This window comes from Klebsiella sp. Sb-30 (genome assembly GCF_057652795.1).
The window spans coordinates 1,788,281-1,809,968 of the sequence record NZ_CM172749.1; the positions used below are offsets into that span (position 1 = coordinate 1,788,281).

Annotated in this window: 21 protein-coding genes; 12 read left to right on the forward strand and 9 right to left on the reverse strand. The window is 56.1% G+C overall.

Going from position 1 to position 21,688, the window contains the following annotated elements; all coding sequences use genetic code 11:
• Nucleotides 1–25 precede the first annotated feature (25 nt).
• From sbmC to cobT, 4 genes are all read left to right on the forward strand, one after another.
• The gene (gene sbmC, locus AC236I_RS08385) at nucleotides 26–499 is read left to right on the forward strand and encodes a DNA gyrase inhibitor SbmC (protein WP_015583945.1); all 474 of its coding nucleotides are present in this window, start codon (nucleotides 26–28) and stop codon (nucleotides 497–499) included.
• Nucleotides 500–611: 112 nt separating this feature from the next.
• Nucleotides 612–1,670 (forward strand): FUSC family protein, encoded by a 1,059-nt coding sequence (locus tag AC236I_RS08390; RefSeq protein ID WP_004864501.1) that lies wholly within the window; start codon nucleotides 612–614, stop codon nucleotides 1,668–1,670.
• Nucleotides 1,671–1,838: 168 nt separating this feature from the next.
• The gene (locus AC236I_RS08395; protein ID WP_004864499.1) at nucleotides 1,839–2,162 is read left to right on the forward strand and encodes a DUF496 family protein; all 324 of its coding nucleotides are present in this window, start codon (nucleotides 1,839–1,841) and stop codon (nucleotides 2,160–2,162) included.
• Between the two features lie 164 nt (nucleotides 2,163–2,326).
• The gene (cobT, locus tag AC236I_RS08400; RefSeq protein WP_032717871.1) at nucleotides 2,327–3,385 is read left to right on the forward strand and encodes a nicotinate-nucleotide--dimethylbenzimidazole phosphoribosyltransferase; all 1,059 of its coding nucleotides are present in this window, start codon (nucleotides 2,327–2,329) and stop codon (nucleotides 3,383–3,385) included.
• Nucleotides 3,386–3,428: 43 nt separating this feature from the next.
• Here cobT and AC236I_RS08405 read toward each other — a convergent pair whose 3' ends face one another.
• Nucleotides 3,429–4,538 carry an adenosylhomocysteinase gene (locus AC236I_RS08405; RefSeq protein ID WP_327204450.1) on the reverse strand — a complete coding sequence of 370 codons (1,110 nt, stop codon included), beginning with the start codon at nucleotides 4,536–4,538 and terminating at the stop codon, nucleotides 3,429–3,431.
• A 208-nt stretch (nucleotides 4,539–4,746) separates the two neighbouring features.
• On the opposite strand from AC236I_RS08405, the gene AC236I_RS08410 reads away from it, so the two are divergent.
• On the forward strand, nucleotides 4,747–5,478 hold the full coding sequence (locus AC236I_RS08410; protein WP_004864493.1) for an HPP family protein: 732 nt from the start codon (nucleotides 4,747–4,749) through the stop codon (nucleotides 5,476–5,478).
• 20 nt (nucleotides 5,479–5,498) lie between these two features.
• Here AC236I_RS08410 and AC236I_RS08415 read toward each other — a convergent pair whose 3' ends face one another.
• Nucleotides 5,499–5,888: a tautomerase family protein gene (locus AC236I_RS08415; RefSeq protein WP_004864491.1), complete on the reverse strand. Its 390-nt coding sequence runs from the start codon at nucleotides 5,886–5,888 to the stop codon at nucleotides 5,499–5,501.
• A 116-nt stretch (nucleotides 5,889–6,004) separates the two neighbouring features.
• On the opposite strand from AC236I_RS08415, the gene AC236I_RS08420 reads away from it, so the two are divergent.
• Nucleotides 6,005–6,928, forward strand: a complete 924-nt coding sequence (locus tag AC236I_RS08420; protein ID WP_015583950.1) for a LysR family transcriptional regulator — start codon at nucleotides 6,005–6,007, stop codon at nucleotides 6,926–6,928.
• On the opposite strand, the gene AC236I_RS08425 is transcribed toward AC236I_RS08420, so the two are convergent.
• A complete protein-coding gene (locus tag AC236I_RS08425) occupies nucleotides 6,921–7,661 on the reverse strand; it encodes a lipoyl protein ligase domain-containing protein (RefSeq protein WP_004864487.1) in 741 nt (246 codons plus the stop codon). The genes AC236I_RS08420 and AC236I_RS08425 overlap by 8 nt on opposite strands.
• Before the next feature lie 44 nt (nucleotides 7,662–7,705).
• Nucleotides 7,706–9,028: a shikimate transporter gene (gene shiA, locus AC236I_RS08430; RefSeq protein WP_004864485.1), complete on the reverse strand. Its 1,323-nt coding sequence runs from the start codon at nucleotides 9,026–9,028 to the stop codon at nucleotides 7,706–7,708.
• Nucleotides 9,029–9,319: 291 nt separating this feature from the next.
• Between shiA and AC236I_RS08435 the strand changes: the two genes are divergently transcribed.
• The 5 genes from AC236I_RS08435 to AC236I_RS08455 all read left to right on the forward strand — a co-directional run bounded on the left by AC236I_RS08435 (nucleotide 9,320) and on the right by AC236I_RS08455 (nucleotide 13,830).
• Nucleotides 9,320–9,817, forward strand: coding sequence for a putative pterin-binding protein (locus AC236I_RS08435; protein WP_004864483.1), 498 nt, complete (start codon nucleotides 9,320–9,322; stop codon nucleotides 9,815–9,817).
• A gap of 10 nt (nucleotides 9,818–9,827) precedes the next feature.
• Nucleotides 9,828–11,750: a putative bifunctional diguanylate cyclase/phosphodiesterase gene (locus tag AC236I_RS08440; RefSeq protein WP_004864480.1), complete on the forward strand. Its 1,923-nt coding sequence runs from the start codon at nucleotides 9,828–9,830 to the stop codon at nucleotides 11,748–11,750.
• Between the two features lie 209 nt (nucleotides 11,751–11,959).
• Nucleotides 11,960–12,292 carry a TehB family protein gene (locus tag AC236I_RS08445; protein ID WP_004864478.1) on the forward strand — a complete coding sequence of 111 codons (333 nt, stop codon included), beginning with the start codon at nucleotides 11,960–11,962 and terminating at the stop codon, nucleotides 12,290–12,292.
• A gap of 10 nt (nucleotides 12,293–12,302) precedes the next feature.
• On the forward strand, nucleotides 12,303–12,641 hold the full coding sequence (locus tag AC236I_RS08450) for a DUF1869 domain-containing protein (protein WP_004864476.1): 339 nt from the start codon (nucleotides 12,303–12,305) through the stop codon (nucleotides 12,639–12,641).
• A gap of 355 nt (nucleotides 12,642–12,996) precedes the next feature.
• The gene (locus tag AC236I_RS08455) at nucleotides 12,997–13,830 is read left to right on the forward strand and encodes a sugar phosphate isomerase/epimerase family protein (RefSeq protein WP_004864474.1); all 834 of its coding nucleotides are present in this window, start codon (nucleotides 12,997–12,999) and stop codon (nucleotides 13,828–13,830) included.
• A 56-nt stretch (nucleotides 13,831–13,886) separates the two neighbouring features.
• On the opposite strand, the gene AC236I_RS08460 is transcribed toward AC236I_RS08455, so the two are convergent.
• Nucleotides 13,887–15,050 carry a dihydrodipicolinate synthase family protein gene (locus tag AC236I_RS08460; protein WP_487608756.1) on the reverse strand — a complete coding sequence of 388 codons (1,164 nt, stop codon included), beginning with the start codon at nucleotides 15,048–15,050 and terminating at the stop codon, nucleotides 13,887–13,889.
• 277 nt (nucleotides 15,051–15,327) lie between these two features.
• Here AC236I_RS08460 and AC236I_RS08465 point away from each other — a divergent pair, with 277 nt between their 5' ends.
• Nucleotides 15,328–16,461, forward strand: coding sequence for an acyl-CoA dehydrogenase family protein (locus tag AC236I_RS08465; RefSeq protein ID WP_015583953.1), 1,134 nt, complete (start codon nucleotides 15,328–15,330; stop codon nucleotides 16,459–16,461).
• A gap of 143 nt (nucleotides 16,462–16,604) precedes the next feature.
• On the opposite strand, the gene AC236I_RS08470 is transcribed toward AC236I_RS08465, so the two are convergent.
• The 4 genes from AC236I_RS08470 to AC236I_RS08485 all read right to left on the reverse strand — a co-directional run bounded on the left by AC236I_RS08470 (nucleotide 16,605) and on the right by AC236I_RS08485 (nucleotide 21,669).
• Nucleotides 16,605–18,266 (reverse strand): electron transfer flavoprotein-ubiquinone oxidoreductase, encoded by a 1,662-nt coding sequence (locus AC236I_RS08470; RefSeq protein ID WP_069475793.1) that lies wholly within the window; start codon nucleotides 18,264–18,266, stop codon nucleotides 16,605–16,607.
• A gap of 24 nt (nucleotides 18,267–18,290) precedes the next feature.
• A complete protein-coding gene (locus AC236I_RS08475) occupies nucleotides 18,291–19,220 on the reverse strand; it encodes an electron transfer flavoprotein subunit alpha/FixB family protein (RefSeq protein ID WP_004864466.1) in 930 nt (309 codons plus the stop codon).
• Nucleotide 19,221: 1 nt separating this feature from the next.
• The gene (locus AC236I_RS08480; protein ID WP_088883792.1) at nucleotides 19,222–19,971 is read right to left on the reverse strand and encodes an electron transfer flavoprotein subunit beta/FixA family protein; all 750 of its coding nucleotides are present in this window, start codon (nucleotides 19,969–19,971) and stop codon (nucleotides 19,222–19,224) included.
• Between the two features lie 111 nt (nucleotides 19,972–20,082).
• Nucleotides 20,083–21,669 (reverse strand): GMC family oxidoreductase, encoded by a 1,587-nt coding sequence (locus tag AC236I_RS08485; protein WP_044351168.1) that lies wholly within the window; start codon nucleotides 21,667–21,669, stop codon nucleotides 20,083–20,085.
• Nucleotides 21,670–21,688: the final 19 nt, after the last annotated feature.

Consider the following 21,688-nt stretch of genomic DNA (forward strand, 5'->3'; position numbering starts at 1 on the left):
AGTCGTTATCACTGGTGGAGGCAATATGAACTACAGCGTGAAGTCCGTCGGCAAACGAACCATTGCCGGTTTTCATATGGTGGGGCCCTGGGAGCAGACCGTTAAACAGGGTTTTGAGCAGCTTATGGCGTGGGTCAGCGGCCGTCAGATTCCGGCACAGGAGTGGGTGGCCGTTTACTATGACAATCCCGATCAGGTTCCACCGGAGAAGCTGCGCTGCGATACGGTGGTCACCGTAGCAGACGATTTCGTCATTCCGCCCAATAGCGAAGGGGTTATTCTCACTGAGATTGCCGGGGGAGAGTATGCAGTCGCCAGCGCGCGGGTGGAAAATCACGACTTCTCGACGCCGTGGCTGGCGTTCTTCAATAGCCTGGTGCAGAGCAAGGCGTATCGGCTGGCGGAAAAACCCTGTTTTGAGGTCTATCTCAACGACGGCAATCAGGACGGTTACTGGGACATCGAAATGTATGTCGCGGTGGAACGGGTGGCGAAATAAGCGCTTACCCCTGCAGTGGACAAGGTTTTTTACATTAGCGTACTGCTTACATTGAAAAAGCAGTTACAATTGGCCTTTGCTTCCTGCCGCCGTTTGCTTGCTGGAGAGGTCTGTGCGCGCTGATAAATCACTTAAGCCTTTCGAAATCCGTCTGTATCGCCACTATCGCGTGGTGCATGGTATTCGAATTGCTCTGGCCTTTGTCCTTACCTTTTTGCTGGTTCGTTTGCTGAATGTACCGGAAGGGACGTGGCCTCTGATCACTCTGGTGGTGGTGATGGGGCCGATTTCGTTCTGGGGCAACGTGGTGCCGCGCGCCTTTGAGCGTATCGGCGGCACTATCCTGGGCTCGGCGCTCGGGCTGGTGGCGTTAAAGCTTGAGCTTATCTCCTTACCCGTCATGGTGCTGTGGTGCGCGGTGGCGATGTTCCTCTGCGGCTGGCTGGCGTTAGGGAAAAAACCGTATCAGGCGCTGCTCATCGGCATTACGCTGGCGGTGGTGGTGGGCGCGCCGCCAGGGGATATGCACACCGCGCTATGGCGAAGCGGCGATGTTATCTTTGGTTCCCTGCTGGCCATGCTGTTCACCGGCATCTGGCCGCAGCGGGCGTTCCTGCACTGGCGAATCCAGATGGCAAATTACGTCACCGCCTTCAACCGTCTTTATCAGGCCGGATTCTCCCCCAATCTGGTGGAAAGACCGCGGCTGGAAAAACATCTGCAAAAAGTGCTTAACGATGTGGTGAAGATGCGCGGGCTGATTACCCCGGCGAGTAAAGAAACCCATATCCAGAAAGCCATCTTTGAAGCTATTCAAACCGTGAGTCGTAACCTGGTCTGCATGCTGGAACTGCAGATCAATGCATACTGGAGCTCGCGTCCCGGCCATTTTGTGATGCTGAACGCCCACACGCTGCGCGAGACCCAGCAGATGACCCAGCAAACGCTGCTGACGATTGCGCATGCGCTGTATGAAGGTAATCCGCAGCCGATTCGCGCCAACACGGAAAAACTCAATGATATCGTCGCCGAACTGCGCGAACTAATGAAAGAACATCAGGGAGATAGCCTGGCGGAAACCCCGATCCACGGCTACGTCTGGCTGACGATAGAACTGGCGCGCCAGCTTGAACTGCTGTCGAATTTAATCTGCCGGGCTTTGCGTAAATAAAAACCAGATGCGCGCAATTTGCCCACAGGTTGCTTCGATTCAGCAGCATTTAGGGTTATGATAAACGTAAAGGAAAAAACATTGTCATCCGCGGCTGCTAACAGTTATGTTAGCCCTATATAGCAGTCGCTTTAGCGAATCCGAATCTCAAATATTAGGGGTGTAAAAATGGAAACAACTAAGCCTTCTTTCCAGGACGTACTGGAGTTTGTTCGTCTGTATCGTCGTAAGAACAAATTGCAGCGTGAAATTCAGGACGTTGAGAAAAAGATCCGTGATAACCAGAAGCGCGTACTGCTGCTGGACAACCTCAGTGACTACATCAAACCGGGCATGAGCGTTGAAGCTATTCAGGGCATCATCGCCAGCATGAAAAGCGATTACGAAGATCGTGTTGATGACTACATCATCAAAAATGCCGAACTGTCGAAAGAACGTCGTGACATTTCCAAAAAGCTGAAAGTCATGGGCGAAGCGAAGGTCGAAGAGTAATCGCATCGTACCTGCCCGGCGGCGGCTCTCGCCGTCGGGAATTATCCCCTCTCTGATTTATCTCCTTCTCCCGGTGGCGAACCGCTGCGTCACGCCAGCTTTCATGCGCGACGGCGTTCACGACGGGCTATGGCAAATCACCTGCAAGTGCTACGAGGAACATGATGGACAATCTTTCGGCCTTCATCGCCGACATTCCGCTGCCGGACCGCGCGGCGATGGCTCAGGCGCAACAACATCTGGATGGGTTATTGAAACCCCCGGGCAGTCTGGGACGACTGGAGGCGCTGGCAGTACAGCTGGCCGGAATGCCAGGGCTGCAGGGACAGCTGCAGCTGGCGGAAAAAGCCATTGTGGTGATGTGCGCCGATCACGGCGTCTGGCACGAAGGGGTGGCGATCTCGCCGCAGGCCGTTACGGCGATTCAGGCGATAAACATGACCCGCAAGAATACCGGCGTCTGCGTGCTGGCGGCCCAGGCGGGCGCGCAGGTGCATGTAGTCGATGCCGGTATCGACGCGGATCCGATCCCTGGTCTGGTGGATATGAGAGTGGCGCGCGGCAGCGGTAATATTGCCCGCACGGCGGCAATGAGCCGGGAACAGGCGACGGCGCTGCTACTGGCCAGCATTCGCTATACGCGAGAACTGGCGTCGCAGGGCGTACGCGTGTTCGGCGTTGGCGAACTGGGGATGGCGAACACCACGCCGGCGGCGGCGGTCGTCAGCGTTCTTACCGGGAACGACGCGCAGGATGTGGTGGGCATCGGCGCTAACCTGCCGGTCTCGCAGCTGGGTCACAAAGCCGATGTCGTCCGTCGGGCGATTGCTGTGAATCAGCCGCAGGCCGACGATGGTCTTGACGTGCTGGCGAAAGTCGGCGGATTTGATTTGGTGGGGATGACCGGCGTGATGCTGGGCGCCGCCTCCTGCGGACTGCCGGTTGTGCTGGACGGTTTCCTCTCCTATGCCTCCGCACTGGCAGCCTGCCGTCTGGCTCCAGGCGTGCATTCGTATCTGATCCCTTCACATCTGTCGGCGGAAAAAGGGGCGCGTATTGCGCTGGAACATCTGCAGCTGAAGCCCTATCTGGATATGGATATGCGGCTGGGAGAGGGGAGCGGTGCCGCGCTGGCGATGCATCTTGTGCAGGCGGCGTGCACCGTATTTAACGAAATGGGCACCCTGGCGGAGAGTAATATCGTGCTGCCGGAAAGCCGCTAAGCCAGATTCAGGGCGACGGCCGTCGCCCTGAATTTTTGCGGATTTACAGCGCTTTTTGCCATACGCTCTGCGGCAGCAGATAGACATTCGCTTCCGCGTTCATGCCGTCCGTGACGATGTGATGAATCCCGCTGGCCATGACGGCGAGGGTTACGTCAAAGGCGTTCAGGCTGTCACCAAATCCCGCAGTCAGGTTCAGCATTGAGCCGTTGGCCATCAGGTAGACGGTTTTATCGCTCACCCGGTACGCATTAATATACGGCATCACCTCATCGTGGCTGAACTGACGCAGGTAGCCGCAGTCGATCTCTTCCGCAACGTGGCCGACATTGAGAATAAAGACGCCATCTTTGGCGTTATCCAGCGCCGTACTATTGACCACTTTTTTCGCACCGGTTGCCGTAGCGACCACATCTGCCGAGGCGATGGCATCCTGTAAATCAACAACATGCCAGCCATCATAGGCCGCCTGCAGGCGACGGGCGGGATCGATCTCTGCCACCATCACCTGTCCGCCAAAGGCTTTTGCTGCGGCGGCAACGCCTTGTCCCACCAGACCGTAGCCAATGACCAGCACTTTCTTCTCATGCAGCGTCAGGTGAGTCGTCTGGAAGAAGGTGTGCCAGGCCGTGAGACCCACCATATGGCGGTTATGCAGTCCCTCTTTAACAGGGAGATCGTCCCAGTTAAAGATAGGGTAGCCGGGACGAATATCGCCCAGGCGGCTGACGCCGGAGCCGGTTGCTTCCAGACCGGCGACGATGTTGCCAAATTCCCCGCGCTGGTGCAGCAGGGTGGTGATATCGGCGCCCATTTCACACAGATGGGTCGGGCCCCAGGCGATCGCTTTTTCCCAGGACTGCTGCCAGTCGGCATCGCTCATATCGCGCCAGGCGCAGGCTTGTGCACCGCGCTCTACCAGCCAGGCGACAACGTCGTCCTGAACGGTGGTGGGGTTACAGGTGGTCAGAAAGACTTTCGCTCCTTTCTCCAGTATCCCCTGCACCAGCGGAATCATTTTCATATCCAGATGCATGCAGCAGGCCAGGCGGACATGGCTCAGATCGGGAAGGGCGGCGACCTGACGCAGCGTGCGCGGCATATTCTGGCTGGCCCATGCCACGTCTTTCACTAAATTTGTCTTATTATTCACTGTATTGTGACCTTCAATCCGTAGAGTGGGTTAAATCCCGGTGGGGAAATGATTCTAACGTAGTGTCCCGGGATCACATAACGGCGGCGCATCGCTAAATTCAGGGGGGGGGGAGGGAAGTAGCCCTTCGAAAGATATGGTTGTTAAAATATGGTTAAAAAATGAAAATAAAATATAAGTAATTTATATGACGTGAGTGAGCCGTTCGATGTTAAGCGTTTTACCGACCGCACTGTTTTCGCGGGTCCGCATTTTTCTTGGCCGATTAAAGCCGCATGCTCTGCCCGTTGCCCGAAAACATATCCTCCTCGGCTCGATAGGTGCCGGTACGGGGCTGGCCGTCACCAGTATGTTCAGCCACTGGCTGCTGGGTGAGATGAATCTGTGGTTTATTGCGCCGATGGGGGCCTCTGCAGTGCTGCTGTTCGGCGTGCCGAGCAGTCCGCTGGCGCAGCCGTGGTCAATCGTCGGGGGGAATGTGGTTTCGGCGTTGATCGGTGTTACCGTCGGGATGTGGGTGCCTCAGCTTGCCCTGGCCTGTGGTCTGGCAGCCGGACTGGCTATCGCCGCCATGTACTTCCTCCGCTGTCTGCATCCGCCCGGCGGTGCCGTTGCGCTGACGGCTATCCTCGGCGGAGCGGGCGTACACAGCGCGGGATACCACTTTGTGCTGACGCCGGTACTGCTAAATTCGGCGATGCTGGCGCTACTGGCAATCATCTTCAACAACCTGGTCGGGCGCCGCTATCCCCACCCTCTGGCGGCTGAAGAGGTCAAACCCAAGGTTGTGCCGCTGGGGATCCCGGTGACTCGTGAAGATATTCATGCCGCATTACTCGACGGTCAGTTCCTTGATATTGATGAGGATGACGTGCAGGAACTGCTGGAAAACATCGAGCAAAAGGCACGTATGCGGATGGCCGCCGCGCCGAAAGCATAACGGCACGGGGCCCGGGAAGGTTAAAGCTCTCCGGTCATATATTGGGCGACGCCGCGGCCAAAACTCCAGTCGCCTTTCTGGTTACCGATCACGGAAATCATCAGGTCATCAGCGCTGAGTCCGCAATGTTCCTGCAGCTCAGCGAGCAGGGTGGCATAGAAGAGCTGCTTTTGTTCTTCGCTGCGCGGGCTGGTGTACACCCGCACGACCAGCAGCTTGTTGCTGCGCGTGAATCCCAGTCCGGTATCCTCAATCACCATATGGTGGGCCTTGTTTTCGTGAACAATCTGGTAGCGATCGCGCTCCGGCACTTTAAACGCATGAATAACCGCGCGATGTGCGGCATCCAGCAGAGTATTAAGTTCGCGTTCGCTACGGCCTTCAATCACATCAAATATCAGTAACGGCATGGCAGGTACTCCTTACTTCCGCGGTTGGTAAGCTGACTGCCGCGATGCTAATCCATGTTCTGCCGGGCAAAAACCGCTATAGTGGAATTCATTGTTTATACAGGTGAACAATCGAGATGAATGAGATTCGCCCGGAGAGTTACTGGACCCATCTGTACTGGCTGACGGTGCTGGAAGAGCAAAAAAGCTATACCCGCGCCGCGGAAAAACTGGCGGTCAGCAAGTCGGCGATCAGTCAGAAAATTAGCGAGCTGGAACGGATCACCGGCAAAAAGCTGGTGCATCGCACGACGCGGAATGTGACGCTCAGCGAGGATGGCCTGCGGCTGGTGGCGGAGCTGAACGAACCTTTCGGACAGCTGCGCGATATTTTTGCCGGTACCTGTGATGAAGGCGGGCCGCTGCGGGGAACGCTACGGGTCACGGCGCCGGTCGCCTTTTCCCGTCAACAGCTGGTACCGGCGATTACGCCATTTTTGCACCAGCACCCGCAGCTGCAACTGCAGCTGGAGGTGACCGACCGGCTGGTATCCCTGGCCAGCGAGGGATTTGACCTGGCGATACGTCACTGCCGCCGCGAAGCGTTGCCGGAGACTCACGTGGCCTGGCCGCTGTGCAGTACGGCGACGCTGATCGTCGCCTCGGCAGAGTATATCCGCCGTTTTGGCCGTCCGGATTCCCCGGAGACGTTGCGCCATCATCAGTGTCTGACCTATCCGCGCGGGGCGCAAAGCCCGCAGTGGACGTTCGAGTCCAGCGAGCAACCGGCCGAACGGGTGAGTGTCAAGGTTCATGGCCCCTTCGCGACCAACAATAGCGAATCGCTTCGTGATGCGGTGCTGGCAGGGCTGGGTATTGCGCTGCTGCCTGATTTCAGCGCCCGGGAGGCCATCGGCCGTGGGCTGGTGCAGGAGTTGCTTCCTGGCTGGCGGCCGGTCGAGGTTTTCGCGCCAAATCTGTACGTTATCCGCCCCTATGCACCGCGCGTATCACGCGCGGTAGAGACATTCAGCCACTATTTGAAGCACACCTTCAGCTGAACAGCGCCAGCTGTTCCGCCAACGCCTGGTGAAAGCGGGGAAGTAACTCTGTTTCGCCGGGCAGCAGTTGCGCCAGCGTCACGGTTTTATCAGCACGATAGACCCGGCCACTGTTGAGGCGGGCTTCAAAATCGTTCGCGGCCTGATGCGCGCCGATCAGATCGGTATCCACTAAAATCACCGCATGCGCCAGGACAACATGTCCTCGATCATCGGCCAGCGGTCGCCAGTACTGGGCAGTACCGACAATTTTGCGGGCATGGTCACCCTCGCCGCAGGCCAGATTGTAGCGCCCGTCGCAAAATGATCCCGTCACCGCCTGATAATGACTCCCGACGCCAAACGTTGCCAGCGTGCGCTGAAGTAGCCCGCAGAGCTGCTGATAGATAGGTTCTGCCGCTTCGCCCAGCGGTTGCGCGATAGGCCAGGCGAGGCTGAGATTGATAATCCCGGGGCCCTGCGGGACCAGTCCACCGCCGGAGCGGCGAAGCCACACCGGCCAGCCGCGGCGGGAAAAAAGCGCGCTGACGGCGCTGAGCTCACTGAATTTGCGATAGCTGCCAGGCACCACCAGTCCTTGCGGCGCCTGCCAGATCTGCGCCACCGCATCGCCGCGGCGGGCCTGTTCAAACAGCGGCTGCTCAGCCAGCGTCGGGTCAGGGCAGTAGAGCAGCGGTAGCGGCTGGGGATGAAACTGTGCGGGCCAGCAGGCCGGGCGGTTGTCCTGAATCATAAGGTCTCCATGTACGCGGCGGTTCCCCGCCGCGTACCGCGCAATCAGGGGTGAGGGGTCTTTTTCATCAACATGGCGGTGACGGCAGAGAGCAGACAGCCGCCGGTCAGGTAAATCGCCACGCTGTGCCAGGAGCCACCGGAGAAGGTGACCAATGCCGCGGCAATAAATGGTGTAAAGCCGCCGCCAATGACGCTGGCGACCTGATAGCCGACGCCGGCCCCGCTGTAACGATAGCTGGCGCCAAACATCTCGGTGAACATCGGTTGCTGAACGCAAACCACCATATCATGGGCGATATTGGCCAACATCAGGGCGAAAAAGAGGATCCAGAAGTACGACTGACTCTCCAGCGCCATAAAGAACGGGAACGCGCTGAGCGTGCCGATTAGCGCACCGGTAATGTAGATCCGCCGGCGGCCAAAGCGATCCGCAAGCCAGGCGAAGCAGGGGATTGTCAGACAGCTAATCCCACCGACCAGCAGGCCGATATTAAGGAACAGTTCACGCGGCAGGCCGAGGTTCTGCGTTGAGTAATTCAGGGCGAAGGCGGTGACAATATACATGGTCAGCAGTTCGCACAAACGCAGGGCGATAATCAGTAAAAACGCCCCGGGATGACGAAACAGGGCTTCGACGACCGGCAGGCGCTTTTTGGCCGTCTTCAGCTGCGCTTCCTGCTGCTGATTTTCAAATTCGGCGGATTCGGCCATGCCGTTGCGGATCCACAGCGCAACTAACACCAGCACCACGCTGAACAAGAACGGCAGGCGCCAGCCCCAGCTGAGAAACTGCTCGTTGGTGGTGTTGGCGCTGATCAGCGAGACCAGGCCGGTGGAAAGCAGCAGACCCACGCCGTAACCCACCTGAACTCCGCTGCTGTAGAAGGCTTTTTTATTTTTGGGCGCACTTTCTACTGCCAGCAGCGCCGCGCCGCCCCATTCTCCGCCGACGGCGAAGCCCTGAATAGCGCGTAGGGTGACAAGCAGCACGGGGGCCCACCAGCCGATTTGATTGAAAGAAGGGAGCAGACCAATGCAGGCGGTCGCAATCCCCATCATCCAGACGGTCATCATCAGCATCCGTTTGCGGCCGAGGCGATCGCCGAAATGACCGAAGATAATGCCGCCGAGGGGACGAAACAGGAAGCCGACGCCGAAAGTTGCAAAGGCGGCCAGCGTACCCATTGCCGGGCTAATCTGCGGGAAAAATTCGCGGTTAAAAACCAGCGCGGCGGTAATGCCGTAGAGTAAAAAATCGTACCAGTCAACCACCGCGCCGGCAAAGCTGCCCCAGGCCGCTCTTCTGGCGCGATTGAGTGAACATGTCTCCTTGCCGGGGCGGGAGGAAATAAGCGTTGAGTCCATACCTGTCCTGTCTGTTGCCGTGTTTATCATTATTGGAATGAGACGCAGTCTTAGCGGCGTCTGTACAAAGACTACCGCGCTCCAGGATGAGAGAAAAGATTTTTACCGAAAGTGCTGCCTTAATGGCAAAAAATGTGCTTTTTATCGTCAGGCGTAAACACAGGTTCAGAGTGTTCTGGAAAGAGAAAATATTTTTAATCGAGAACCTCACAACCCGCTGCTGACGTCTTTTAAGAATTGACCTTAATGGTTTACAATTAACTTATCTCCAATTCCGGAATGGTGAGCTAAATGCGTCTACTTTTCGCAGTTTTATTTTGTGTTATGGTTTTGCCTAATGCTTTTGCAGAAAAACTGCCTGCCCCTACGGGGAAGCCCGTTTTAACCATTTCCGGCTTGATTGGAAATACAAATGCAGGCGATACCGCGGTTTTTGACCTGGCGGCATTAGAAAAACTGGGGATGGAGACCATTGTCACCACCACGCCCTGGTACTCAGGAAAAGTGCGCTTTGAGGGCGTTTCCCTTAGCAAACTCATGGATTTAGTCGGTGCCAGGGGCAAGACGGCCAAGGTTATTGCCTTGAACGACTATACGACGATGGTCCCGCTCGATGATTTTCGCCAGTTCCCTGTTATCCTCGCGCTAAAATTAAATGGCGAATATATGCACATCCGTGATAAAGGCCCTTTATTTATTGTTTATCCGTACGATAGCAGCCCTGAACTGCAAAACCAGGTTTATTATTCCCGTTCAGCGTGGCAAGTTTCAAAAATTATCATTGAGTAAGGGTTTGATCTTGAATCGAATACTTACCGGGATTATTTTGTCGCTGTTCATCATCACCGGATACATTACCTATCTGGTGCATGAGCGGCAAAGTGAGTTACAGAAATTAACCCGCTATACGGACTCCTGGTCAGTCGCCCAGATAGTATCCGAGTATATGCGGCTGGAGTCGAGTTTAGGCGCATTCGCACTTGGCGTGGAGAGCGCTGACCGCGATCAGGTACGTCTGCGCCTGGATATTATGTTGAGCCAGATTGAACTGTTGCAGCAGGGCGAACTGAGGAATTTTATTCATAAAGATGCCGGGCGCCAGGCTACCGTCGATACGTTGTTCGCTATTTTGCAGCAGCTCGATAGCGGGCTGGATAAAATGACACCTGCTCAGATTAAGACGGTGTTAGGCAAAATGAGAGAGATTGACGGCCCGATGACCTCGCTCGCCTCCACCTCGCTGGTGCAGGGGATTGACGTTGTTAATCATACTCACGATAAAATTCAGAATCTGTATTACATCTATTCAATTATCTCCATCCTGTTGATTACAACCTGTATCACGTTGGGCCTGTTGATGCTGCGGCAGAATAACAATCTGCGGCGTGCCCATGTGCGAATGAAGCTGCTGGCCGACGATCTGCAGCTGTCAAAAGAGAAGCTGCAGGTGCAAAACCGCCGTCTGCAGTACGATGCTTACCATGACTCGCTGACCGGTATGCCGAATCGGCTCTCCTTCTGGCAAAAGTTGCAGGAAATTGTCAATCAGGTCAGGCCTTACGATGGCTGTGCCGTGGTGATGCTTTTCGACCTCGATAATTTTAAAGATGTAAACGATACGCTGGGCCACGATTCCGGCGATAAACTGCTGCAGGAACTGGCCAGCCGCCTGTCGTTTTTCCGTAAAACTGCGGAAACGCTCTATCGTCTGGGAGGCGATGAATTCGCCCTGATCTCCTGTGACCTGAGCGAAGAGATGGCGCTGGAACGGGCGATGGTGATCCGGGAAAAAATCATCCAGCCCTATCAAATCTATGACTCGATGATCAACATCGATGCCTGCATCGGCATCGTGCTTTCCGATCGCGAAACGCGCACCGATTATTTATATAAATGTGCCGATCTGGCGCTGTATGAGGCGAAAAAAGAGGGCGCAGGTACCGTCAAGGTCTTCCGCGCCGGCATGCTGCAACGTCTGCAGGAGAATAAATCGTTCGAGGATGATCTGCTGCAGGCGCTCGGTAATGGTGAATTCCGGGTGTATTACCAACCGATAGCCGACACGGTCAGCGGTGAAATTTACGGTTACGAAGCGCTGGTGCGCTGGTTCCATCCGGTACGCGGCGTGGTTCCGCCGAGCACCTTTATTCCGATTGCCGAGAAAACGGGCATGATAAACGCCCTCGGCGAGTGGGTGCTCAGCACCGCCTGCGAAGAGGCGGCGCGTTGGTCATCGCCGCTTAAGGTCTCGGTAAACGTATCGCCTATTCAGTTGATTAACAGCTCGTTGACCGATGTGATTGTCAGCGTATTGAAAAAAACGGGCCTCGATCCGCATCGTCTGGATCTGGAAATTACCGAGTCGGATGTGTTCAATGAAAACACCCGCTCTTTAGAGATTCTCAGCCAGCTGCGTGAGCTGGGGATCCAGATTTCGATTGATGATTTTGGTACCGGCTACTCGTCATTGTCGCGTTTGAGCTATTTCCCGTTCGATAAGATAAAAATCGATCGCTCGTTTGTGATTAATATTCCGCTGCAAAAAGACGATCTTGATATTGTGCGTCTGATCATCAGCATGGGAAAAAGTTTACATATGCGTATTGTCGCCGAAGGCGTCGAAACAGAAGAACAACTCCATTCGCTGCAACAATTAGGTTGCGATCTGGTTCAGGGTTATCTAATTGGTAAACCCGGGCCCCTGAACACGCCGGTAAAATAAATCATCTTCTCTCCTGTCTTATCGCGGATCTGATTCACAGGTCCGTCCATTCTTATATTTCAGAAAAACTAACCCTTATTGAGTATTAACGGGGGTAGAAAATTCTCATCTTTAAAAATAATACCCTTAGTGATTAAAAGGGGTATATCATATGCAACATATTTCACCGTTCCCACCGCACGCAAGGGTGCGGAAAGCGAGGCCGAATCATGCAGCGAATTATTATTCCCACCCACTATGTTCATACGCGAACTACGCCCCTGTGGACTACAGAGACGGCGCCCGCCTCTATCTGGCAGCGGCATCTTGATGCCGGAACCCGGCAGGGAGTCTATCCCCGTCTGGCTGTGATGCAGGGGGCTATCCGCTATTACGGCTATGCCGATGAGACCAGCCCGCAGCCGGTGGAAACGCTGACCATTGAAGCCGGACAGTTTGGCGTATTTCCGCCGGAGAAATGGCACCGAATTGAAGCATTGACTGAAGACACCGTCTTCAACGTAGATTTTTATGTCGATCCTCAAATTCTGATAGAGGGATAAGGCTGCACGTATGAACAACGAAAATAGAGGTTATTCACTGGCTGTTGCTAATGGCAACAATAATGACAGACAAGAGAAAGTCTATTTGAAGCCGATGGCGCTATATATTCCCGCCATGGCCGAGCAGGCGCTGGCAGAACTTGTTGCCCCGCTGTCGTCTGACAATAGCCAGGGGAAGGGGTTCACGCTGTCGGTGACCAATAATAATAATGGTGTATCGGTGGATAAAGAGTTTGCCTCCCTGAATGAGCTGCAGGCGCCGGGGGTGGCTGCCGATGCCGTCAAAGATCTGATTAATATCGTGCGCGGTTATGAATCGGATGAAGAGACCAACGTCTGCGGCTGGTAGTTTACAAGCGAAATATCGGGCAGACACCCCGGGTGTCTGCTTTCTTCACCGGCCAGCCCATCTTAGCTGGCGGTATTGTCACTTCCGCTCTTTCCGCTGTCACCTGAAAAGCAGCATCTGACGCTCCTTCGGATCGATTTTCGTACGACAAGCTTATTGTCCCGGCACGGATCCGTCGCCTGCCGTTCCCTCGCTTTATGCGCGTTTTTATTTATAAATATAACTAACTAGTTGGTTATGTGATTGCTGTCGTATTTACCCAACATATTAATTTCTATAATGCTTTGTTGAGAAAAATGATGCTCAACTTATCTGGTTTAACGTTTTTCAGGCACAAGACACTGAGGTCACACAGATGAGTCAACCCGACAGCCGTAAACTATCCCTCAATACCGCCACGGTGCGGGAGAAATGGACACTTGATCAGATCATTGAAGGCTGTGCCCGGCATGAGATTCGCGGCATTGCGCCCTGGCGCGATCAGGTCCAGGCGCTGGGGCTGAAAGAGTCCGCACGTCTTATCCGCCACCATGACCTGCTGCTGAGCGGCTATTGTCGCGGCGGTATGTTTCCCGGCAGCACCCCGGAGGAGCGTCGGGAGAAGGCTCTGGATAACCGGCGGGCAGTGGATGAAGCTCTGGAGCTTGGCGCACCTTGCCTGGTGCTGGTGGTCGGAGGGCTGCCTGCGGGATCGAAAGATTTACTCGCCGCCAGGCAGCAGGTGCGTGATGGGCTGAGTGAACTGCTGGACTACGCGCGCCCGCTCGGCATGCCGCTGGCGATTGAGCCCCTGCATCCGATGTACGCCGCCGAGCGCGCCTGCGTAAATACGCTGGCCCAGGCCAACGATCTTTGCGACGAACTAGGCGACGAGGGGCTGGGTATCGCCGTGGATCTCTATCACACCTGGTGGGATCCGCAGTTTCAGCAGCAGATTGAACGGGCAGGCGTCGATCGGCTGTTGGCTTTCCATATTTGCGACTGGTTAGTGCCCACTACGGATATGCTGCTGGATCGCGGCATGATGGGGGACGGAGTTATCGACATTCGTAGCCATCGCCAGGCTATCGAGGCGCTGGGCTACAGCGGTTTGCACGAAGTGGAGATATTCTCCCGTAACAACTGGTGGCAGCGGGACCCGGATGAGGTGCTTGCTATCTGCAAGCAGCGGCACCGCGAATTTGGCTAGGGGAGGGGGTTCCCAGAGCGGTGACTCTGGGAAATAAACGCCTCGTCGCATAATACTCAGAGGCCATAAACCGTCAGCAGATTTTTCATTCGCCGGGTAGCCAGCTGCGGATCTTGCAACAGACCGGCCTGGTCCGCCAGGCGGAAAATTTCGGCATAGTGGCTAATCTCGCGTGCCGCCTGCATGCCGCCGGCCATCGAGAAATGACTCTGGTGACCGTTGAGCCAGGCCAGAAATACAATGCCCGCTTTGTAATACTGCGTCGGCGCTTTAAAGATTTCCCGCGACAGGGCGACAGTGGGGTTCATCAGCCGATAGTATTCCCCGCTATTGCCCAGCGCCAGTTCGTTGAGTGCGGCGGCGGCTACCGGGGCGATAGCGTCGAAAATACCTAACAGCGCATGCGAGTAATGGCCATCCTCTCCGGCAATCAGTTCGGGATAGTTGAAATCGTCGCCGGTGTACATTTTCACCTGTGAAGGCAGGCGCTTACGGAAGGCGACCTCTTTTTCTTTACTCAGCAGCGAAATCTTAATGCCTTCCACTTTATCAACGTTGTTGGCGATGATCTCCAGCACGGTATCCGCGGCGGCGGCAAAATCCGTCGACCCCCAGTAGCCGGCTAACGCCGGGTCAAACATCTCTCCCAGCCAGTGGAGGATAATTTTATCCTGGCTTTGTTCCAGCAGACGGTTATAGACGGCAAGATAATCCTGTGGCGTTTTTGCCACTTTGGCTAAGGCCCGGCTGGCCATCAAAATGATTTTGCCGTTATGTTGTTCGACCAGTTCCATCTGCTCTTCATAGGCCGCGATAACCTGTTCCAGCGTGGTGGCGTGGGCCGCCTCCAGCTGATCGGTCCCCACGCCGGCAGCAAGATCGGCACCGGGTACGGTTTGCGCCTCTTGCAGCGAACGGATAATCAGCTCTTTGGCGATCTCCCAGCTGACTCCCATGCCGCGCTGGGCGGTATCCATTGCTTCGGCAATATTAAACCCAAGTCGCCAGAGATGGTGGCGATAGGCCAGCGTCGCGTCCCAGTCTATGCGCGGATTGTTCAGCCAGTCCGCTCCCTGATGCCGCGGGTCGATCACCACGTGGGCGGCGGCATAGGCGATACGGTTAAACGCGGGGGTGATAGCCGTCGGACGTTCTTCTGTGGTCACGAGCGGATAATTCGTCATGATCCCTTGTGGGGTTGGCAGGTGAATGCTAAGCATATTGACTCCTCAGTTAAGTATCTATTTAGTTACTTTTAGGTGTACTTTTTGCCCGCGGAAAAGTCAAGATACTCACGACTAAAGTGATAAGCCGGGCAGCGAATGGTGAGCTGACCGCTGCCTGTGATTGCAATATTTGTCGTTTGGTTAACAACAATTATTTAACTGGATTGACAACCATATTCATCCAATGTAGTAACTATCTGGTTATTTAATTAATGTGTTCGAATGTCGTGAGAAACAGACGGCATGACTAATAGCTGGCAGGAGGATGACCATGTATTTGACTGAAACCCATCAACAGATCCGCGAGATGACCCGTAAGTTTGCCGACGAAGTGATTCGGCCTCAGGCGGAAGAGCTGGACAGAGAAGAGCGCTTTGCCGCGGAGATCTACCAACAAATGGGGGAGCTGGGGCTGTTCGGTATCACCGTTCCGGAAGAGTATGGCGGCGTCGGACTGGATGCGGTGGCCTATGCCGTGGTGATGGAAGAACTGTCGCGCGGTTACGCCTCGATTGCCGATCAGTGCGGCCTGGTCGAGCTGCTGGGAACGCTGTTATCAAAATACGGGGATGATGCGCAACGCGCCCAGTGGCTGCCGGGCCTGCTGAATGCCTCGCTGAAAGGGGCCTATTGCATCACCGAAGCCGGGGCCGGTTCCGATGTCTCAGGAATTAAAACCACCGCGACCCGTACTGCGGATGGCTGGGTGCTGAACGGGAGTAAGCTGTGGATCCATAATGCGCCGGTGGCCGATGTGGCCTTTGTGCTGGCGCGCACGGATAAAGAGGCTGGTCACCGCGGCATGAGCATCTTTATTGTCGATTGCTCCCGCGATGGCGTCTCCCGTGGCCCGAAAGAGCACAAAATGGGTCAGCGCTCATCGCAGGTGGGCGAACTGCATTTCAACCAGGTCAGACTGCCGGCACACGCGCTGCTGGGGCCGGAAAACCGCGGCTTTCACATTATGATGAGCGTGCTGAATAAAGGTCGGGTGGGCATCGGCGCGCTGGCAGTCGGTATTGCCCGCGCCGGGCTGGAAGCGGCGATTGAGTATGCGAAACAGCGCGAACAGTTCGGCAAACCGATTGCTGATTTCCAGGGCGTGCAGTTTATGCTGGCGGATATCGCCAAAGATACCGAAGCCGCTCGTCTGCTGGTGCACAGCGCGGCCTATAAAATTGACACTGACGCCGCGGATACTTCGATTGCCTGCTCGATGGCGAAATGCTTTGCCGGCGATGTTGCGGTGCAGCACAGCGGCAATGCGGTGCAAATTTTTGGCGGCGGCGGCTATATTCGCGGCGTGGAGGTGGAACGCCTGTACCGCGACGCCAAGATAACTCAGATCTATGAAGGGACTAACCAGATTCAGCGCATGATTATCGGTCGCAATTTACTGGCGTAATCCTCTGTTACCCGGAAGAACAGGCACTCCAGACGGGGTGCTTTTTTTTTGCCTGTCACCGGCATATGGCGGGAAGGGGGCAGAACGCAGGCAAAGCAAACCCCGATAAAGAAAACCCCGGCGCTGCCGGGGTAAAGAACTGATCACATATTCGGGTAGTTGGGGCCGCTGCCCCCTTCGGGCACCGTCCAGACGATATTCTGCAGAGGATCTTTGATGTCGCAGGTTTTACAGTGCACGCAGTTTTGCGCATTAATCTGCAATTTAGGCTTTCCGGCAAGGGTGATGATTTCATAAACCCCCGCCGGGCAATAACGCTGGGCCGGTTCAGCAAAACGCGGCAGCGTTTCCCGTACCGACAGCTCAGGATCTTTTAACCTGAGATGGCAGGGCTGATCTTCATCGTGCGACGTGTTCGCCAGATAGACGGAGGAGGGCTTATCAAAACTCAGCTGGTTATCCGGTTTGGGATAGTTAATGGGGGTGCTTTGTTCCGCTGTCTGCAGCTGCAAGTGATCCGCTTGACGGTCATGCAGCGTGAACGGTAGCTTGCCTTTAAACCAGTTCTGATCGATATAGTTAAGCGCCCCGCCTGTCAGCGTACCAAAGCGGTGCAGCAGCGGGCCAAAGTTACGTGACTGGCGTAGCTCTTCCCCGAGCCATGATTGATGAAACGCCTGCGCAAAATCAGCAAGGTCCCGTTTGTCATCGGGGGTTTGTATCAGCGCCCGATAGACCGATTCAGCGGCCAGCATCCCGCTTTTCATCGCCGTGTGGCTTCCTTTAATTTTGGCGAAATTGAGCGTGCCCGCGTCGCAGCCAATCAGCAGCCCGCCGGGAAAATGCATTTTGGGCAGCGCGTTGATACCCCCTTTGGTGATGGCGCGCGCGCCGTAGGAGAGACGTTTTCCGCCGCTGAGGGTTTCGCTAAAGGCCGGGTGATGCTTCATACGCTGAAACTCATCGAACGGGCTTAAATAAGGGTTACGGTAGTTGAGATCGACAATCAGCCCGACGACCACCTGATTATTCCCGGCGTGGTAGAGAAAACTCCCCCCCGATGCGCCGTCGCTCAGCGGCCAGCCGGAAGCGTGGATAACCTCTCCGGGGCGGCTTTTTTCCGCTGGGATCTCCCACAGCTCTTTAATACCCAGCGCGTAGTGCTGCGGATCCCGGCCGGCATCAAGTTGATAATTCGCGATCAGCTGTTTGCCCAGATGACCGCGGCAGCCTTCGGCGAACAGCGTATATTTCGCCAGCAGGTTCATACCCGGGGTAAAACCGGGTTTTTCTTCCCCCCGGGCATTGATCCCCATATCGCCGGTGGTGATGCCGGCGACGGCGCCGGCATCGTCATACAGGATGCTGGCGGCGGCAAAACCGGGGAAAATATCTACTCCCATCGCTTCTGCCTGGCGGGCCAGCCAGCGGCAAAAATCCCCCAGGCTAATGACGTAATTACCCGCGTTATGCATTGGGGCAGGGATAAAAGCCGCCGGGATCTTCCACGCTTTTTCACCATCGCGCAGCAACAAGAGTTCATCTTGCGTCACCGGCGTGTTCAGCGGTGCGCCGAGCGACGGCCAGTCGGGGAAGAGTTCGTTGAGCGCCCGGGGTTCGAACAGTGCTCCGGAAAGAATATGCGCGCCAACCTCAGCCCCTTTTTCAATGACGCAAACGCTCAGCTGACGTTGTTCCTGCTGCGCCATTTGCATCAACCGGCAGGCTGCCGATAGCCCGGCGGGTCCTCCACCGACAATGAGGACGTCAAATTCCATCGTTTCACGTTCCACCATAACCTCCATCTTTTGTTGCCTGCCCCATGCTCATCACAGTTTCGCGACCAGCTGCGGCACAATCTCAAACAGATCGCCCACCAGGCTGTAGTCGGCGATTTTGAAAATTGGCGCTTCTTCGTCGCTGTTGATCGCCACGATGACTTTGGCATTGCTCATCCCGGCCAGGTGCTGAATGGCCCCGGAAATACCCACTGCGATATACAGCTCCGGCGCGACAATTTTTCCGGTCTGCCCGACCTGCAGATCGTTGGCGACCATCCCGGCATCGACCGCCGCGCGGGATGCGCCGACGGCGCCGTGCAGTTTGTCGGCAAGCTGTTCGATCAGAGCAAAGTTTTCGCGGCTGCCCAGCGCGCGACCGCCGGAAACCACCACGCGGGCGGTAGCAAGCTGCGGGCGATCGGATTGCGCCAGCTCTTCATGAATAAAACGGGATAGCGGCTGGTGAGCGACGCCGGCGACCTGCTCAATGGGCGCGGCAGACTCGCTTTCTTGCGCTGCCGGGAAGCTGGAGGCGCGCAGGGTCATGACCACCTGCGGGTCGAGACTCTCAACGGTGGCGATTGCGCTGCCCGCATAAACCGGACGTTTGAAGACCCTGGGGCCGACCACTGCAATCACGTCGGAGATTTGCGCGACGTCGGCGAGGGCCGCAACGCGCGGCAGGATGTTTTTCCCGTTTGCGCTGGCGACGGCGAGCAGATGGCTGTAATCCCCGCGGAGCGAAAGCATCAGCGCGGCGACGTTTTCGGCCAGCTGATGTCTAAAGGCGCTATCGTCAGCGAGCAGCACTTTCGCCACCCCGGCAATGCGCGCAGCCTGTTCCGCCACCGCGCGGCAGTTTTCGCCCGCCACCAGCAGGGTCACCTCGCCACCCAGCTCCCGGGCGGCGCTGACCGCATTTTTGGTCACTGCGTTGAGCTGGTTATTGTCATGTTCGACAAGGAGTAAAGTAGCCATATCAAATCACCTTCGCTTCGTTTTTCAGCTTGTTCAACAGTTCATCCACGCTATCGACGCGTACGCCGGCTTCGCGCACTGGCGGGGTTTCGACTTTTAACAGGGTCGTGTGCGGGCGTAGCTCAAGACCAAACTCCTCCACCGGCAGGATGCTGAGCGGTTTCTTTTTCGCTTTCATCATGTTGGGCAGGGAGGTATAGCGCGGCTGGTTAAGGCGCAGGTCGGTGGTGACCACTGCCGGCAGCGTCAACGACACGGTCTGCAGGCCGCCGTCTATTTCACGGGTGACCAGCGCCTGGCCATTCTCAATACGCAGCTCGGCGGCAAAAGTTCCCTGCGGATAACCGCACAGCGAGGCAAGCATTTGCCCGGTCTGGTTATTGTCGCCATCGATGGACTGTTTCCCCATCAGGATTAACGACGGCTGCTCCCGTTCGACCACTTTCGCCAGCAGCTTTGCCAGGTTGAGCGGTTCGAGGGACGAAGGGGTAGCGATGAGCAACCCGCGGTCGGCTCCCATCGCCAGCGCGCTGCGCAGCTGCTCCTGGGCCACTTCTTCACCGATGGTGACCACCACGATCTCGCTGGCGATGCCGAGCTCTTTCAGGCGAATGGCTTCTTCAACCGCAATTTCGCAGAACGGGTTGAGCGCCATTTTCGCGTTGCTCAGATCAACCTGGCTGCCATCGTTTTGTACGCGGATCTTAACGTTATGATCGACAACGCGTTTTACGGGGACGAGAACTTTCATCGTTACCTCTCGGGATGTTGACATGTCTTTCTGGTTTTAAGTAAATAACTATTTAGTTATTTATTCAACCGGTTTTTGCCCATGAAAACGAACATGGGCGACAATTTGTGATCAGTGCGACGCGATAATCAGATCGCTGGCTTTCTCGGCGATCATAATGGTGGGGGCATTGGTGTTGGAGCTGACCAGATCGGGCATCACCGACGAGTCCACCACGCGCAGCCCTTCAATGCCGCGAACGCGTAATTGGGTATCGACCACCGACATTTCGTCGACGCCCATTTTGCAGGTGCCCACCGGGTGATAGCAGGTGCGCGCAAACTGGCGGATGTAGTTTTCCAGATCTTTATCGCTTTGCGCGTCCTGTCCCGGCATATGTTCGCGGCGAATATAGGGCGAGAAGGCGCTTTGTTGCATGATATCGCGCATCAGCTTGCAGCCTTCGACACTCATTTTGAGATCGTACGGATCGCTGAGATAGTTCGGGTCGATCAGCGGAGCATCGCTGGCGTTAGCCGAGCGTAATGTGACCCGACCGCGGCTGCGCGGACGCAGGAAGTAGCTGTTAATCGTCACCCCGGAGCCGGAAGGCACCGGTTCGATACCGGCTTCCACCCCGGCACCCGCCAGGAAGTGAATTTGCGTATCGGGAGTGACGGACTGTTTATCGACATACCAGAACGCGCCGCCTTCGACGATGTTCGAACATACCGGCCCTTTGCGGAACAGCAGATATTCCAGCCCGGCCCACAGCATCCAGTGCGTCTTTTTGTACTTGTCATAGCTCAGCGCGTTACTGAGCTCAAAGATCAGGTCGATGCCCAGATGGTCCTGCAGGTTTTCCCCGACCCCCGGGAGATCGGCAACCACCGGAATGCCTTTTTTACTCAGCTCATCGGCCGCGCCAATTCCCGAAAGCTGCAGCAGTTTAGGAGAACCAATGGCTCCGGCGCTGACGATGACTTCACGGCTGGCATGCAGCCGTTGCGGTGTGCCATCCTGATAGATCTCCACGCCGACGGCGCGCTGGTTATCGATAAGCAGCCGGGAAATATGGCAGCCGGTCTTAATCGTGAGATTGCTCCGCTGGCGCGCGTCTTTCAGATAGCCCACCGCCGCAGAACAGCGACGGGCGTTGCGGGTGGTGGTCTGATACAGACCGCAGCCGGCCTGGGTCGCGCCGTTGAAGTCGGGATTGTAGGGCAGTCCCGCCTGCTGGCAGGCTTGACTGAAGGTTTTGCTCATCAGATTAGCGCCGATCGGGCTGGAGACGCCGAGCGGGCCGCCGACGCCGTGCCAGGCGTCAGAAAAGGTGTCGTTATCTTCGGATTTAATAAAATAGCGCTGAATATCGGCAAATGACCAACCGTCACAGCCCTTTTCCGCCGCCCAGCGGTCATAGTCCGCCGGCGTACCGCGGGTGAATACTTCGGCGTTGATAGAACTCCCGCCGCCCAGCACCCGCCCCTGGGCAAACAGCAGCTCACGATTGCCGAGCTGGGGCTGCGGTACCGTTTTATAACCCCATGTCAGCGGCCCGGCGGTGAGTTTGCTAAAGCCAACCGGTAAATGGATGTAGGGGTTGCTGTCCTTCGGACCGGCCTCAACCAGCAGCACTTTGCAGTCGGCGTTTTCGCTTAAGCGCGACGCAAGGACGCTGCCCGCCGAACCGCCGCCAATAATAATGTAGTCGTACATGTCTGATCCTCTGCCCCAA

Excerpts from the sequence above, each read along its gene's own strand:
- sbmC (WP_015583945.1), top strand. The coding sequence starts at position 26 with ATGAACTACAGCGTGAAGTCCGTCGGCAAACGAACCATTGCCGGTTTT.
- AC236I_RS08395 (WP_004864499.1), top strand. The coding sequence starts at position 1,839 with ATGGAAACAACTAAGCCTTCTTTCCAGGACGTACTGGAGTTTGTTCGT.
- cobT (WP_032717871.1), top strand. The coding sequence starts at position 2,327 with ATGGACAATCTTTCGGCCTTCATCGCCGACATTCCGCTGCCGGACCGC.
- AC236I_RS08410 (WP_004864493.1), top strand. The coding sequence starts at position 4,747 with ATGTTAAGCGTTTTACCGACCGCACTGTTTTCGCGGGTCCGCATTTTT.
- AC236I_RS08415 (WP_004864491.1), bottom strand. The coding sequence starts at position 5,888 with ATGCCGTTACTGATATTTGATGTGATTGAAGGCCGTAGCGAACGCGAA.
- AC236I_RS08420 (WP_015583950.1), top strand. The coding sequence starts at position 6,005 with ATGAATGAGATTCGCCCGGAGAGTTACTGGACCCATCTGTACTGGCTG.
- AC236I_RS08425 (WP_004864487.1), bottom strand. The coding sequence starts at position 7,661 with ATGATTCAGGACAACCGCCCGGCCTGCTGGCCCGCACAGTTTCATCCC.
- shiA (WP_004864485.1), bottom strand. The coding sequence starts at position 9,028 with ATGGACTCAACGCTTATTTCCTCCCGCCCCGGCAAGGAGACATGTTCA.
- AC236I_RS08435 (WP_004864483.1), top strand. The coding sequence starts at position 9,320 with ATGCGTCTACTTTTCGCAGTTTTATTTTGTGTTATGGTTTTGCCTAAT.
- AC236I_RS08445 (WP_004864478.1), top strand. The coding sequence starts at position 11,960 with ATGCAGCGAATTATTATTCCCACCCACTATGTTCATACGCGAACTACG.
- AC236I_RS08450 (WP_004864476.1), top strand. The coding sequence starts at position 12,303 with ATGAACAACGAAAATAGAGGTTATTCACTGGCTGTTGCTAATGGCAAC.
- AC236I_RS08455 (WP_004864474.1), top strand. The coding sequence starts at position 12,997 with ATGAGTCAACCCGACAGCCGTAAACTATCCCTCAATACCGCCACGGTG.
- AC236I_RS08460 (WP_487608756.1), bottom strand. The coding sequence starts at position 15,050 with ATGCTTAGCATTCACCTGCCAACCCCACAAGGGATCATGACGAATTAT.
- AC236I_RS08465 (WP_015583953.1), top strand. The coding sequence starts at position 15,328 with ATGTATTTGACTGAAACCCATCAACAGATCCGCGAGATGACCCGTAAG.
- AC236I_RS08470 (WP_069475793.1), bottom strand. The coding sequence starts at position 18,266 with ATGGAGGTTATGGTGGAACGTGAAACGATGGAATTTGACGTCCTCATT.
- AC236I_RS08475 (WP_004864466.1), bottom strand. The coding sequence starts at position 19,220 with ATGGCTACTTTACTCCTTGTCGAACATGACAATAACCAGCTCAACGCA.
- AC236I_RS08480 (WP_088883792.1), bottom strand. The coding sequence starts at position 19,971 with ATGAAAGTTCTCGTCCCCGTAAAACGCGTTGTCGATCATAACGTTAAG.
- AC236I_RS08485 (WP_044351168.1), bottom strand. The coding sequence starts at position 21,669 with ATGTACGACTACATTATTATTGGCGGCGGTTCGGCGGGCAGCGTCCTT.